We start from the raw sequence: 14,403 nt of genomic DNA, 5'->3' as shown, positions 1-14,403 counted from the left end.
CCCGGTTTAATGCACCTGACTTGAAATCAGACGTGGGGTCAAACCCACCGGGGGTTCGAATCCCTCACTCTCCGCCATATTATGAAAGCCCGCACATTGTTGCGGGTTTTTTATGCCTGTCTACCACGCTAGACTTTCGTATAAGACCACAGTCGCATTGTTACATTCCGTTCACATGTTTAGGCTTGCGCTTTTCTTCGCGCAATCTAAAGGTGTTATGTGTCACAAGAAAGTTCTTCTTATCAAAATCTTCACAAACCGAGCAGTAGTTTTAAATCAAGAGACGAATATTTAAATCACGAACTTCAAATACTTTCTCCAAAACGTTGGCGGTTGAACCTGCCTGGTAAAGACTACCGCGTTGAGTGGGAAGACTTCGTGCCAGGCATGGCGGCGACCATAGGAAAAATCGTTATGGTTGCCGCCGTAGTAGGTGCATTCGCAGCACCGCTAGGGCTATCTCCTGAGTTTGTTATTGAAAACGTGCGCTTTGAATTACTCATTGCAGCAGTCTTGTTCGTTGTTCTGATTTCCGGTTTCCTAAACCCGTCAGCTAATTTAGCAGGTACACACGGCCCCTTACTGCCCTTGGTACCCCTTATTGTTGCATCTGGCGGCCATCCCATGGCGCTCGGCCTGCTCATTGGGCTATTTGGTTTTATTCTAGGAATAACGAAGGGCGGCAGTGTGCTTGCTAGGCTAACCAGTAACGGTGTATGCGGTGGGCTGCTGTTGTACTTAGGGTTTATTGGCATTACAGGCCAGGTGAAGAAACTCTTTGCGTGGGCAGAAAGCTTCGATATGGCTTACTTAGCCTTCGTGGTGATCATTGCCACTATTTTAATGTATGCATGGCTAGAGCATATTCAAAAGCGCTGGCTAGCCATTCCGCTTGGTGCGGTGATGGCGGCGGTCATTGCGTTTTCCTTCGGTGCGCCATTTGAGTTCACAACGTCGCCGGGTATGCCTAACTTGAACCCTGCTTATTGGTGGGGGGAAGACACAGGTTGGAAACTAGGTCTGCCAGACTGGTCACATTTCATTGCTGTGCTGCCTTTTGCTGTGCTGGCTGTGTCTATGTGGTCGCCAGATTTCTTAGGTCATCAAGTCTTTCAAAAGCTTAGCTACCCTAAAAAAAGTGAGCGAGCGCACATGAATATAGATGACACCATGATTGCTGCATCTAGTCGTCAGGCAGTGGGAAGCCTACTGGGAGGGGGGAATATCTCATCTTCGTGGGGGACCTACATTATTCCGGCTTCAATCGCGCGCAGACCCATACCCGGTGGTGCATTAGTTACTGGCTTTTTATGCGTTGTAGCGGCACTTTGGGGTTACCCCATGGATCTAGCAATTTGGCCGCCAGTGCTTTGCGTAGCGCTTATTGTTGGGGTCTTTCTTCCGCTAATGGAAGCCGGTATGCAAATGACCCGTGAAGGTAAAACGACGCAATCTGCCGCATTGGTGGTGATCTCCTCTGTATTAGTTAATCCAGTATTCGGATGGTCTTTTACCATGCTTTTGGATAATTTGGGGCTCGTTGGGTGTAAAGATAGAGCTGGAGAACTCGGCAAAGCAGGGCGTTGGCTAATTCCAGGAATTACGTTTTTGGTGCTATGTACCGTTATGGCACTAATTGGTATGTTCCCGGGGGTGCCCGCGATTATGGAAACCTTCAGAATGTGATGAGGGCTTTAGGGTAAGGTTACTCTTTTAAAGTTAAAGTCACTGAAACCAGATAGGCTATTACGCGAACGGCGTCGGAGGTGTTTCTCCACGCCGTTTTTATTTAATTTATTAAGCTGATATCTCTCATCCACTGAAGTTACGTTTTTACCACATAAATTAAGCGTTACGCGTACCGCAATTTACTTGTCCCAGTAGGGCGTACTTTCAAAATAGCTTGATAAAAAGTCAATGAAAACCCTTAGCTTATTAGAAATGAGCTTACGATGAGGATAGACCGCATACAAAGAGATAGCTTGCGGTACGAAATCGTCCAGTATGGACACGAGTTCCCCGTTTTTGAGCGCTTCACCGGCAATGAAGGTAGGTTGAAGTACATAACCTTCACCCTGCTTTGCTACATTGGTTAGGACTTCTCCATTATTCGCGGTTAGCTTGGGCGTCACAGTCTGGGCATTTGCTTTAAGCGCCGCAATAAGCACTGATTTATCGTTATCATAGTTGACGTAGGAGTACTCAAGATAGTGTTCTGGTTTTAATTCGGCTGGATGTTGCGGTGTGCCATATTTTTCCAGGTAGGCTGGTGAAGCGCACAGGGCCAGCTTTATCGTTGTGATTTTCTTGGCCACCAGCGACGAGTTAGCTAGGTGACCTGCACGTATTGCTACATCAAAGCCTTCGTCTATCACATCAATCTTTCTATCGTTTAGCTGCAAGTTTATCGATACGTGAGGGTGTGCTTGTTGAAACGCACTGAGTGCACTCGCTAAATGTAATGTTGAGAAAGAGACAGGGGCACTTACGTGCAGAACTCCCTTTGCTTCTGTATTGAGCAACCCAAGCTGACTTTCCATATCGGTTACGCTTTCAAGAATATGATTTGCATGTTGCAAACACTGTTGACCAGCCTCGGTTAGGTGAATTTTTCTTGTAGTGCGATTGAATAAACGCGTATCAAGTTGCTTCTCTAATTCGGCAACATACTTGCTTACGAGTTGATTTGACGTGTCTAGCTTTTCTGCAGCTTTTGTAAAACTGCCTTCATTCGCAACAACGCAGAAGGTTTTCAGTAGCGATAATTTATCCATCGTTTAGCCATTCGTCTCAATAAACAACAAATTGTTGGTAATCATTCAATATTTAACCGCTTTATTCAATAGGTGTTGGTAACTATTCTATTTGCATCAGGTTAGCGCTGTGCCAACTCAATGAAGTCAGGCGGAGCGTTCATCACTTTTTAGATATGACACTTTCAATTACGAGAGACTTTGAGGATTCAACAATGAACAAGCAATTTCTGAAAAACATTTTTACTTCTAACAGCAGTATTTCTAGTTTGGTTTTACGTGTGCCTGTGGGCATTATTCTTACCGCACACGGCGCACAAAAGCTTTTTGCTTGGTTTGGTGGTTATGGATTAGAAGGCACAGGTCAGTGGATGGAAAGCATTGGTTTAGCGCCAGGCTTTTTAATGGCATTGCTGGCCGGCAGCGCTGAGTTTTTTGGCGGGCTAGCGCTTATTATAGGTTTTCTAACACGCCCAGCCGCTTTAGTAAGTGCATTCACAATGGTGATTGCGATTTTTAGTGTACATGCAGCAAACGGTTTATTTATGACTAACAACGGTTACGAGTTTGCACTAACGTTACTTGCTGCAACAGGTGCGCTAGCTATTCAAGGTGGCGGTAAACTTTCAATCGACTCTCTTATTAGTCACAAGCTTAATAAATAGCGGTTGTGAGATTCGACGACTAACGAAACCGGCCCAAATGCGCCGGTTTCAATGGCTATGGAGCCCTTATATCAATCCGCATAGATAATTGCCCACTCATAAGACGCTGGCAAGTTTCCTAGCGAAGCGTGGGAATGCAGGAATGGTATTCTCTACATCTAACAAGGTATGGTTTTATGCAACAGCGAACGCAAACTCGCCCGTCTGTGAGAATTAACACCGCTTATATTTCTCATGGTGGAGGGCCGCTTCCACTTCTTGAAATGCAGTCAGTAGGAGAGGCGAGAATGCCTGCCTATCACATTGAAATGATTGAAGCGCTCAAAGCATTATCAACAGATTTACCCAAACCTGATGCAGTCATAGTGATTAGTGCCCATTGGGAAGATACTGAAGTCTGTGTAACTACTCACCCAGAACCTTCCTTGATTTATGACTATTATGGCTTCCCTAAAGAGGCGTATTCCCTTGAATATTCGGCCAAAGGAGAAGTAGCACTTGCAACTATATTACTAGAGCGTTTAGCAGAACAAGGCATTGCTGTACGGGAGGATAGGGCACGTGGTTTCGATCATGGAATGTTCATTCCCCTAAGTATTATGTATCCCAGTGCCGATGTACCCTGTATTCAACTATCCATTACGTCTGATTTGGATTCTAAAAAGCATGTGCTATTGGGGGAAGCAATTAGGAAAGCTGTTGAACTCGGGGTAGAGCCTGTAAATAGTGAAGCAAAGAACGAAGTGAATATTTTAGTATTGGGCTCGGGGTCTTCTTTTCACAATATGCAGGGCTTTTTTGATAGCTCCGATGAGGCATTGCGAAAAGCAACGCGCTTTAATAACTGGCTTCAGACAACTATGCAGACCAGTGCCTACAGCGAGAATGAACGCAAAGCTCGTCTTGTTGAATGGTACAGCGCGCCGGATGCGCGATACGCTCATCCTAGAGAAGAGCACCTTCTCCCTCTCCATGTTTGTTATGGTGTTAATAATAGAGCAGCTGATAAAGCTCTGTCTTTAACGCTTCTAACCAAACCTGCAAGCATGTTTATGTGGTGTGATTGACCAGTGCTTCACATTGCCGCGTCAGTGCAACACCTGATTGGATACCGGCTGCGTTAAACGAGAGCAATTAAATTTTGAACACTTTGATTATCAATTGGTCGTTTGAGTAAAAATGTTAAAATTAGTGCTTTACAGTCCCACATAAATCATTAAGATACGCAGCACTTCAGGAGAGTTGGCAGAGCCCGGTTTAATGCACCTGACTTGAAATCAGACGTGGGGTCAAACCCACCGGGGGTTCGAATCCCTCACTCTCCGCCAAATACGAAAAACCCGCACATTGTTGCGGGTTTTTTTATGGGCTAAATTTACGCGCTTTAGTATATGGCTATAGCCAAGAGTGAAACCTATGCAAAACTATATTGTTCAAAGCTAAACGAACATTATCATTTTGGCATCATGAACTGTCGACGTGCATGGAATACCTAATGAGAATTTTTGAGTGAGAACTTCAATCGCTTTTAAAAAACGTCGTTTTAAGTTTTACGTGCATTTATAGTAGGTTAACGCTAATAGTGTTTTTAAATAATGAGAACGCAGGTCATTTTCTACCAAGATGGTTATTATTCTTGCGAAAAGGTGAATATTTCACCAGTTGATTGATTTAATTGAAATTAGTGCTTTACAGCGTCACGTAAATCATTAAGATAAGCGTCACTTCAGGAGAGTTGGCAGAGCCCGGTTTAATGCACCTGACTTGAAATCAGACGTGGGGTCAAACCCACCGGGGGTTCGAATCCCTCACTCTCCGCCAAATACGAAAAACCCGCACTTAGTTGCGGGTTTTTTTATGGGTCAAATAAAAACGTGCTGCTAGAACGTCTTCAACCAACCTCGTTACACGTTGTAGTGTCGATACTTATCACCGCATAAAAATCATTATTCTTATCGTTGTACAAATAATTAACTGTAATTCCATGTCGCCTAAAAATTTCTTGCGAGGGTGAAGTGCACACATACGGATAGAGCTTCTTTTGTTGTTCCTCTACAAATTGATTAACGCCTTTGTTTTGAGTCAACGTCATAGAGCGATAGTGATAAGTGATCTCTCCGTCACTGGTTGATAGGCGCTCCATAGTGAGTGTTGGGTTTACAATTAAAGGGGTACTCTTATTGCCTTTGCGAACGGCTTCATTGAGAAGCGCATTAGTATAGTCGTCAGCTGCAGTCGCGGGTGAACCGTACAACGAGAGCAGCGTTACTGCTATGTAAATTACTGATTTCATGTTAAGAAAAATCCTTTTTCGTTTCTGAAGGTGTGAAGGTATAAACGTATAAGTATGCTGTTTACCGACGCAGCTTAATTAGCCAACGTTGAATCGGGCATTTAGTAAGCTAGGTAAACGTAACATGATAACCAACGGTATCTCCATGCTTTTTATGATCACGAGCTTTAAGTTAAACGGTGTTTCACAGCATCATCGCAGGCATAAGTTTGTTGTGAAATATTTTCTGATCTCATCCTGTCTGTATCTTGTAATTACAGGACATTCCATAAAAACCTAGTTATGTCGCGCTTTATTCATAAAAGCTTGGTATACATAAAGGGTTAGCAATCAACTGAAATCATTACGGCAATTTAAAGCGCTCTTCTTTTATTTTTATGGCGCTGGTCCTACGCAGTTGGTAGTAATAACAAAAATCGAGAGGACATTATGCAGGCAATGCCCACACTTAATTTACGGGACGGAACAGTTGAGCAAAAAAGACAGGAAATAAAGGCTTATTTCCTCGATTCCTTTGATACCTACGAATCGCTTTTCTCTTGTCTTGCCAATGATGACGTATTTTATCAACGACCTGAAAAGTTGCGCCATCCGTTAATTTTCTATTTTGGTCATACTGCTACTTTCTTTATCAATAAATTAGTACTGTCTAAGGCAATAAACGAGCGCATTAACCCAAAATTTGAATCGCTATTTGCCATTGGTGTTGATGAAATGAGTTGGGATGATCTTAACGATGAAAATTACGACTGGCCGAAGGTGGAAGAGGTGCGTCAATATCGTAATCAAGTGCGCACATTGGTATGCGATTTAATAGATACCATGTCTTTCAGCATGCCTATTGACTGGGAAAGTCCAATGTGGCCCGTTGTTATGGGAATAGAGCATGAACGTATTCATTTAGAAACCTCATCTGTTCTAATCAGACAGCTACCCATTGCATCGGTACGCCCCAGCCCAGTATGGCCTGCATGTGGCACTATGCAAACTAATGCTGAAGCGTTAGAGGCTAATGTTTTAATGACCGTTCCGGCACAGAAAGTCATAAATGACAAAGCGTGGGACAGTGCTTATTACGGCTGGGACAATGAATATGGTTCTCAGCAAGAATCCGTTAGCGAGTTTAGTGCGTCTAAATTTCTTGTAAGTAATGGTGAGTATTTATCGTTTGTGCAAGACGGCGGCTATAACAACGCAAAATACTGGGAGGCTGAAGGCAATAAGTGGCGTGAATACACTAAAGCTCAGTATCCTGTATTTTGGATTAAAAAGGGTGATGATTATTTATATCGCAACATGCTTGAAGAGCATCCACTACCTTTAGATTGGCCTGTGGATGTGAATTATCATGAAGCGAAAGCGTTTTGTAACTACTTGAGTGAAAAAACGGGTGATCTTATTCGTCTGCCGACTGAAAATGAATGGCAAGCGTTACGACAGCAGGCTGGTGTAACACAAACCGTATACAGCGAAGGGTTCAACATAGCGCTGCAAAAGTATGCGTCGAGTGAACCTGTTAATGTTAATAAGTCCGGCGAATTTTATGATGTTGTTGGCAACGTATGGCAATGGACAGAAACACCCATCTATCCGTTTGAGGGCTTTATCGTTCATCCTCTATATGACGACTTTACAACACCAACATTCGACAATAAGCATAACCTCATTAAAGGCGGTAGTTGGGTATCTACAGGTAACGAAGCAATGAAAGATAGTCGTTACGCTTTTAGGCGCCACTTCTTTCAGCACGCGGGGTTTCGGTATGTTCAAGGAAAGCGAGTTATAGCAGTGAACGATTTTGATTATGAAAGTGATACACAGGTTTCGCAGTACAGTGAATTCCATTACGGCGACGAGTACTACGGCGTCCCTAATTTTGCTAAAGCCAGTGCGCAGTTTTGTATTGACGCTATGCAAGGGCGTCAACACGCTAAAGCGTTAGATTTGGGGTGTGCCGTTGGTCGGTCTACCTTTGAACTTGCAAAATACTTCGATCATGTCGATGGCATCGATTTTTCTGCACGCTTTATAAAAACAGCGTTTGAGATGCAAGAGCGTGGTGAAATACGCTATAACCTTATAGAAGAAGGTGAACTTACGTCGTTTAAGGCGCGTAAGCTCTCTGCGCTCGGTTTAGATGACAGTGTAGACAACGTTGCTTTCGCACAAGGTGATGCGTGTAATTTGAAGCCGCAATTCACAGGCTACGACTTGATCTTCTTAGGCAACCTTATTGATAGAGTGTATAGTCCAAGAAAGGTATTAACGGACATGGCCACGCGGCTAAATAAAGGTGGATTGCTCGTTGTCGCCAGCCCCTTTACATGGTTGGAAGAGTATACCGAAAGAAGTGAATGGTTGGGCGGCTATAAAGATGAAAATGGTGAAACGCTTAGTTCTACTCAGGCGCTTGAAGATGCATTAGGTCAGAGCTTTAAACGAATTGCTGAACCTAAAGACATTCCATTTGTCATTCGAGAAACAAAGCGGAAATACCAACATACGCTTTCTGAATTTAACGTGTTTGAAAAGATAGAATAACACGGTGTCTATTAAAGTGTGTGTGTAGCATAAAGTGAGCGCGGTACGCGTGTTTCGCGCTTATAAATATAATAGAATTCAGAAGGCCTTTAGCCAATAGTAAATGCGTAAGGCTATATAGATAGGATAATGTGAAGGTGAGCAACGCGCTAAGCCATCTCCCCGTGTTCAACGCTATGCAAAGCGAGTTTATGCCTTACAAGGATGTATGGCAGGCACCTTCTCACCTGAAACTCGATCAAACCCGTCTTAAATATTCAGCGATATTTCGCCGCTTTCAGGGCGCGTCTTCATCTCAAGCGAACGTTGTCGCGTCTCAGCAAGACCCTATTCCAATGTGGATAGCGGATATGGACATCCCGCCTTGTGATGAAATTCTCAGCGCGATTACACAAAACCTTCGCTCTACTTATGGATATCAGTCCCTTGATATCGGTGACGCGGTAGCAAAACGTTTTGAGCGTACCACGCAAAAAAGTAGTCGCTTTAAAGTAGAAAGTGGCGATGTTGTGGATGTTGCGAGCGCAATAGGAGCAATAGACGTTGCGCTTCACACTTTTTGCCAACCTGGTCAAAAAGTCATGGTTTTAACACCAACCTATTCCCCTTTAACAGAGACTATTCATAATAACGGCTTAACGCCAGTATCTATTCCAGTCATTCAAAACACGCGTCAAATTCAGACTAAGCTTTCTGAAGTTGCCGCGACAAAGGATAGCGACAAGAGTCGTCAGGAAGACGTCGAAGGTTCTAACGCAACTATAGATACTTCAACCTTCGATAGTGCTGCGGCTGCATTCGTGATTTGCCATCCTAATAACCCTACAGGTACAGTGTTAAGTGCAGAAGAGCAGCGTGTTATTATGAGTTTCTGCGCCAAGAACGATATTTTAATGATCACTGATGAGGTGCACAGCGAGTTTGCATTTAACTCGTCAAATGAACCAACGCTAATCCCCATGTTTGGTGCAGAGGTAAGCAATAAGAGCGAAAGGCGCCAAGAAAGTCAAAACGGTGGTAACACCCATGCTCATCAACTGCCACGCATTATCCACATCAATAGCGTATCCAAGGCGTTTAACTTAGCGAGTATTCCAGGTGCATCGTATGCGGTCATTAAGGATAAAACGATCAGAGAGACGTTTGCCCAAGCTATTAATAGCAGGCACCTTAACGCAAGTAACCTAGGAAAAGTTGCGTTGATTGCCGCCTATGAGAAGGGAAGTACGTGGTTAGACAGCGTAAAAAGTGCGTTGAGCTTCAACCGAAAGCTTGTTGTGTGCTTCTTTGAGCACTATGGTTTATCTGTTAATTATACAATGGGCAGCGCTGGTTATTTCTTGTGGCTAGACCTTTCAACGTTCCCTTCGCATTTAACACAGCCGAACAGTATCGCTTCTGTGGATGAAGCTCCTTTAGGTGACGCTTCTCGTCAACCTCTCAAATATTCACCCGTGACCACTGTTGAAGGATGCATTGAGCGCGGCGTGATAGGTAACGACGGTGCGACCTTTGGTTCTCCGCACCATATTAGGCTAAATATAGCCTGTCACCCTGCGGTTGTAGAAACCGCGCTGCAAAGACTGTGCTTTATTTCTTAGCGTAGCTTAACCCGCATCTGTTGACCGACAGTTAATTTAATTCTAAATATTAGAATAATAAGCTCAAATATATGACATTTTATTTCTATTAAAGAGGATTAAAATGGCCTTATTAAATAATTAGCCCTTAACACATGTTCTATCGCCCAGCGTTACTCCTGTTGGGCAGAAGAGTCAGTGGCGGCTTACGGTTATAAGGAATGCAAGATGATGTATTTGAGAGAAGCGAATGAAAGAGGAAAAGTGAACTTTGGCTGGCTAAAAAGCCAACATAGCTTTTCGTTTGGACATTATTATGACGCAAAACATATGGGGTTTTCAGCGCTACGGGTTATCAATGACGATGTTGTTCAGGCCGGCAGAGGTTTTGAAACCCATGGTCACAGAGATATGGAGATAATTTCATATGTTGTGAGCGGTGCTTTAAAGCACAAGGATAATACCGGTAATGAGTACGTAGTGCCAGCGGGTGACGTGCAAGTAATGAGTGCAGGTAAGGGTATTATGCATTCTGAGTTTAACCCTTCTACTGAAGAGCCTGTTAACTTTCTGCAAATTTGGATTGTGCCCAATGAAAAAGGCGGTACGCCCAGCTATGCGCAAAAAACCTTTGGCACACAGGCGGGTGGAAACAACCATGATTCAAAGCTTGAATTATTAGTAAGTGATAACGGTAGGGAAGGGTCATTACGCATTAAGCAAAATGCGGCAATCAGCCGTTTAACTTTGAAAGCTGGCGAAACATGGGAGCATGGCACTGAAGACCAAAAGGGTTACCTTCATATGATTAGCGGTAATGTACAGGCTGTGGTAGACAGTGAAACGAATGCAGTTGAAATAGAGGCAGGCGATGCTTTGGGTATTTACGAGCAAGACATCATTCGTCTGAAAGCCTCAGAGGAAAGTGTGGCCTTGTGGTTTGAATTACCTAAATAGCTGCCTAAAAGTAATCTAGATCAATAATTTAGTTTCAAATTGTGTATCTCTACTTCACGAATTCTTATCTCGTGGTATGATGACTTGGATAAGGTTAAAGGCTGGTAATACTTCTCATTAATGAGCATTATCAGTCTTTATTCCAGTTGTATGTAAAACTGAAGTCAGTGAGATACTAGAGTGATAAAAATAATCCTAGCAGATGACCATGATTTGGTCAGAACAGGGATACGCCGGATTCTGGAAGACGTAGACGATTTTACTATTCTCGCAGAAGCGAAGAACGGTGAAGACGCGGTACTTTTGTGCCGAAAAAACGCGCCAGATGTGGTACTCATGGACGTGAATATGCCCGGTATTGGTGGACTGGAGGCGACAAAGAAAATTGTTCGTATGTCTGAAAATACGCGTGTTATTTGTGTTTCAATGCACAAGGAAAGTCCTATTCCAATGCAAGTTATGGACGCAGGCGCATACGGTTTTCTGACAAAAGATGCAGAGCCAGACGAAGTAATACGCGCTATCCATAAAGTTGCGGCAGGACAAAAGTACGTTGATCAAGAAGTGGCCAATAGCATCGCCATCGGTAAGTTATTGCCTAGTTCGGATAATCCGTTTGACGAGCTATCGAGTAGAGAACTTACAATAGCAATGCGATTAACCGAAGGTCACAAAGTGCCGGATATAGCCCGAGAACTCAGTATTAACTCAAAAACGGTTAATACTTACCGTTACCGAATGTTTCAAAAGTTAGGCGTAAATTCTGATGTAGAGCTAACGCACTTGGCCTATCGTCATAAGCTTATCAATCCTAACACCTTTTAAGCGTCACTAGACGCGCAACGTCAAAGTGATTATGTCTGCATTTGATTCAGCAGCATTTCTTAAGAATCTAACCTCTCAACCTGGCGTGTACCGCATGTACAATAGTCAGGAAGAGGTTATTTACGTAGGAAAAGCCAAAAACCTTAAAAAGCGTGTATCAAGCTATTTTCGTAGTAATCTTGATAACGCCAAAACGCGTTCGCTAGTTAGTCAGATTGCGAACATGGATGTCACGGTTGTAAACAGCGAAACCGAAGCGTTCTTGCTTGAGAACAACTTCATCAAGAAATACAAACCGCGTTACAACGTGGTCATGCGTGACGACAAGTCTTATCCCTTTATCTTCTTATCCGACCACGAACATCCAAGGCTTTCTTTCCATCGCGGCCCTCAAAAGAAAAAGGGCGAATACTTTGGCCCATACCCCAGTGCGTGGTCGGTGCGAGAAAGCTTGCGTTCAATGCAGCGAATCTTCCCCGTACGTCAGTGCGAAGATAGCTATTACCGAGCACGCAGCAGACCTTGTCTTCAGTATCAGATGCAGCGCTGCAGTGCGCCGTGTGTAGAAGGCTATGTGAGCGATGAAGAATATAAAGAGCAGGTCAATTTTGCACGCTTGTTCTTGAAAGGTAAAAATCAGCAGGTCATTGGTGGGCTGGTGGAAAAGATGGAAGCAGCCAGCGAGGCACTCAACTTTGAAGCTGCTGCCCGTTACCGCGATCAGATTAATGCACTAAGAAAAGTTCAAGAACGACAGTGGGTTGCCGGTACTCAAGACGAAATGGATGTGTTTGGGTTTGCGTTTAAAGGCAATATGGCGTGTATTCAGGTAATGTTTATTCGTGAAGGGCAGTTGTTAGGCAGCAAGGCCTATTTTCCCAAAGTACCCAACACTGCCGATGAACAAGAAGTATTTGAATCTTTCTTCCTACAGTTCTATCTGGCGGGTAACAAAGTTATTCCCAAGCAGATAGTACTTAGCAATACATTAACTGACGAAGACGCTATAGCAGGTGTACTAGCCAGTGAAGCTGGGCACAAGGTTCAGTTCTTTAAAGGGGCGAGGGAAGAGAAACGCAAGTACCTGCAGCTCGCGCAGTCAAATGCGCAAACTGCGTTAGATGCTCAATACAGTCAGCAAAAGTCTGTGTTTGCACGCTATCTCGACTTAGAAGCGGCACTGGAAGTTGATACGCCTATTCAACGCATGGAGTGTTTTGATATATCACACACGTCTGGCCAGCAAACGGTGGCTTCGTGCGTAGTATTTAATCGTGAAGGTCCGCACAAAAGTGACTATCGCCGATACAATATAGAAGGCATTACCCCAGGTGATGACTACGCGGCCATGGCACAGGCGTTAAAACGTCGCTACAAGTCAGTGAAAGAAGTGCAAAAAATACCTGACCTTCTATTAATAGACGGTGGTAAAGGACAGCTTGCCCAAGCAGAAGCGTTTTTTGAAGATTGGCCCCATGATAAAAAGCCTATGCTGTTAGGCGTGGCAAAAGGCACCACCCGTAAGCCTGGCTTAGAAACACTAATACTGGCAGGTAGCCATCAGGTTCTGCCGATGGACAGCCATTCGCCAGGGCTTCACCTAATTCAGCATATTCGCGATGAATCTCACCGATTTGCCATTACTGGGCACCGCAACCGACGCCAGAAAGTTAAAACCACATCGAGTTTGGAAAGCATACCTGGTATTGGTGCTAAACGCAGACAAACACTGCTTAAATTCATGGGGGGATTGCAGGGTCTTAAGAAAGCCAGCAAAGATGAAATTTCAAATGTACCTGGTATAAGCCCTGAACTGGCGGAAACTATTTACGACCACCTTCATCAATAAATGAATGAGTAACAAGCAATGCATTACAAATTAAGGTAATGTGTTACAAAAATGAAAGATGCAGAGCTTATACGCTACCGCGCTAAAACGCCCATAGAGGCATAACACCGAGACGTACTTTTTATGTGGACTGTTCCAAACTGTATTACTTTATTCCGAGTAATCCTTATTCCTGTATTTGTAGTTGTTTATTTTCTTGATTGGCGCTGGGCGCACGAGGCAGGCGCATTTATTTTTTGGCTTGCGGCAATAACGGACTGGTTTGACGGCTATCTAGCAAGAAAACTACAGCAGTCTACACCCTTTGGTGCATTCTTAGATCCTGTAGCAGACAAGCTCATTGTGGGCGCTGCTCTTCTTATGATTACTCATAGTTATGCAAACCTGTGGATCACGTTGCCATCTATTGCGCTATTGGTTCGTGAAATTTATGTGTCGGCGTTACGTGAATGGATGGGTTCGAATGGTGTAAGGGATGCGGTTAAAGTGTCTTTTATAGGTAAAGCAAAAACCACTGCGCAAATGTTAGCCTTAATTGGCTTGTTGTCGGGATTAGAAACCTTCATGGGCATAACTATTTATTGGGTTTCTTTAGGTTATATTCTTTTATATTTCTCAGCAGTGCTGTCAATTTGGTCAATGTTTGTTTATACAAAAGCGGCCTGGCCACACCTTCGAAGTGGCGCAGTAAAGTGAAATTGAACGTACATTAATCAAAGTGAATAAAAAAATAGCAAACGATCATAAAAAACCGCATTTATCTCAATTTAAACGCTTTTTTGTGTTGACAGTTTTGAATGGGTAGGTAGAATGCACCCCACATTTCGAGAGGACATCAACCAAACGAAATGGTCGATTAAGACATGCGGGAATAGCTCAGTTGGTAGAGCACGACCTTGCCAAGGTCGGGGTCGCGAGTTCGAATCTCGTTTCCCGCTCC

11 protein-coding genes and 3 tRNA genes are annotated in these 14,403 nt (G+C 43.7%); 12 read left to right on the top strand and 2 right to left on the bottom strand.

What is annotated here, in order from left to right:
- The first annotated feature begins 219 nt into the window (after nucleotides 1-219).
- Nucleotides 220-1,686, top strand: coding sequence for a DUF3360 family protein (locus tag QME20_RS19050; RefSeq protein ID WP_014949618.1), 1,467 nt, complete (start codon nucleotides 220-222; stop codon nucleotides 1,684-1,686).
- A gap of 182 nt (nucleotides 1,687-1,868) precedes the next feature.
- Here the strand turns inward: QME20_RS19050 and QME20_RS19045 are convergent, their stop codons facing one another.
- Entirely contained in the window at nucleotides 1,869-2,774 is a 906-nt protein-coding gene (locus QME20_RS19045) for a LysR family transcriptional regulator (RefSeq protein ID WP_075177980.1), read from the bottom strand.
- A 194-nt stretch (nucleotides 2,775-2,968) separates the two neighbouring features.
- Between QME20_RS19045 and QME20_RS19040 the strand changes: the two genes are divergently transcribed.
- The 4 genes from QME20_RS19040 (at nucleotide 2,969) to QME20_RS19025 (ending at nucleotide 5,239) form a co-directional block, all read left to right on the top strand.
- Entirely contained in the window at nucleotides 2,969-3,418 is a 450-nt protein-coding gene (locus QME20_RS19040; protein ID WP_014949616.1) for a DoxX family protein, read from the top strand.
- Between the two features lie 176 nt (nucleotides 3,419-3,594).
- Entirely contained in the window at nucleotides 3,595-4,485 is an 891-nt protein-coding gene (locus tag QME20_RS19035; RefSeq protein ID WP_281716457.1) for a class III extradiol ring-cleavage dioxygenase, read from the top strand.
- Between the two features lie 169 nt (nucleotides 4,486-4,654).
- Nucleotides 4,655-4,746 (top strand) — tRNA-Ser (locus QME20_RS19030).
- Nucleotides 4,747-5,147: 401 nt separating this feature from the next.
- Nucleotides 5,148-5,239: transfer RNA gene (locus tag QME20_RS19025), tRNA-Ser, on the top strand.
- Between the two features lie 70 nt (nucleotides 5,240-5,309).
- Here QME20_RS19025 and QME20_RS19020 read toward each other — a convergent pair.
- A complete protein-coding gene (locus tag QME20_RS19020; protein ID WP_281716456.1) occupies nucleotides 5,310-5,711 on the bottom strand; it encodes a hypothetical protein in 402 nt (133 codons plus the stop codon).
- Between the two features lie 429 nt (nucleotides 5,712-6,140).
- Between QME20_RS19020 and ovoA the strand changes: the two genes are divergently transcribed.
- The 7 genes from ovoA (at nucleotide 6,141) to QME20_RS18985 (ending at nucleotide 14,401) form a co-directional block, all read left to right on the top strand.
- On the top strand, nucleotides 6,141-8,252 hold the full coding sequence (ovoA, locus tag QME20_RS19015) for a 5-histidylcysteine sulfoxide synthase (protein WP_281716455.1): 2,112 nt from the start codon (nucleotides 6,141-6,143) through the stop codon (nucleotides 8,250-8,252).
- 137 nt (nucleotides 8,253-8,389) lie between these two features.
- Nucleotides 8,390-9,853: an aminotransferase class I/II-fold pyridoxal phosphate-dependent enzyme gene (locus QME20_RS19010; RefSeq protein WP_281716454.1), complete on the top strand. Its 1,464-nt coding sequence runs from the start codon at nucleotides 8,390-8,392 to the stop codon at nucleotides 9,851-9,853.
- Between the two features lie 207 nt (nucleotides 9,854-10,060).
- On the top strand, nucleotides 10,061-10,789 hold the full coding sequence (locus tag QME20_RS19005) for a pirin family protein (RefSeq protein ID WP_281716453.1): 729 nt from the start codon (nucleotides 10,061-10,063) through the stop codon (nucleotides 10,787-10,789).
- Between the two features lie 180 nt (nucleotides 10,790-10,969).
- Nucleotides 10,970-11,614, top strand: coding sequence for a UvrY/SirA/GacA family response regulator transcription factor (gene uvrY / locus QME20_RS19000; RefSeq protein WP_014949610.1), 645 nt, complete (start codon nucleotides 10,970-10,972; stop codon nucleotides 11,612-11,614).
- Nucleotides 11,615-11,645: 31 nt separating this feature from the next.
- Entirely contained in the window at nucleotides 11,646-13,463 is a 1,818-nt protein-coding gene (gene uvrC, locus QME20_RS18995; protein WP_281716452.1) for an excinuclease ABC subunit UvrC, read from the top strand.
- A gap of 123 nt (nucleotides 13,464-13,586) precedes the next feature.
- Nucleotides 13,587-14,159 carry a CDP-diacylglycerol--glycerol-3-phosphate 3-phosphatidyltransferase gene (pgsA, locus tag QME20_RS18990; protein ID WP_014949608.1) on the top strand — a complete coding sequence of 191 codons (573 nt, stop codon included), beginning with the start codon at nucleotides 13,587-13,589 and terminating at the stop codon, nucleotides 14,157-14,159.
- Nucleotides 14,160-14,328: 169 nt separating this feature from the next.
- Nucleotides 14,329-14,401: transfer RNA gene (locus tag QME20_RS18985), tRNA-Gly, on the top strand.
- Nucleotides 14,402-14,403: the final 2 nt, after the last annotated feature.

Source organism: Alteromonas sp. CyTr2, assembly GCF_947311905.1.
GTDB lineage: Bacteria > Pseudomonadota > Gammaproteobacteria > Enterobacterales > Alteromonadaceae > Alteromonas > Alteromonas macleodii.
This window is presented reverse-complemented; position numbering and strand designations above follow the sequence as displayed.

Bases quoted from the DNA above. Each gene is read 5' to 3' on its own strand.
- QME20_RS19045 (WP_075177980.1), bottom strand. From the start codon at position 2,774: ATGGATAAATTATCGCTACTGAAAACCTTCTGCGTTGTTGCGAATGAA.
- QME20_RS19040 (WP_014949616.1), top strand. From the start codon at position 2,969: ATGAACAAGCAATTTCTGAAAAACATTTTTACTTCTAACAGCAGTATT.
- QME20_RS19035 (WP_281716457.1), top strand. From the start codon at position 3,595: ATGCAACAGCGAACGCAAACTCGCCCGTCTGTGAGAATTAACACCGCT.
- QME20_RS19020 (WP_281716456.1), bottom strand. From the start codon at position 5,711: ATGAAATCAGTAATTTACATAGCAGTAACGCTGCTCTCGTTGTACGGT.
- ovoA (WP_281716455.1), top strand. From the start codon at position 6,141: ATGCAGGCAATGCCCACACTTAATTTACGGGACGGAACAGTTGAGCAA.
- QME20_RS19005 (WP_281716453.1), top strand. From the start codon at position 10,061: ATGATGTATTTGAGAGAAGCGAATGAAAGAGGAAAAGTGAACTTTGGC.
- uvrC (WP_281716452.1), top strand. From the start codon at position 11,646: ATGTCTGCATTTGATTCAGCAGCATTTCTTAAGAATCTAACCTCTCAA.
- pgsA (WP_014949608.1), top strand. From the start codon at position 13,587: ATGTGGACTGTTCCAAACTGTATTACTTTATTCCGAGTAATCCTTATT.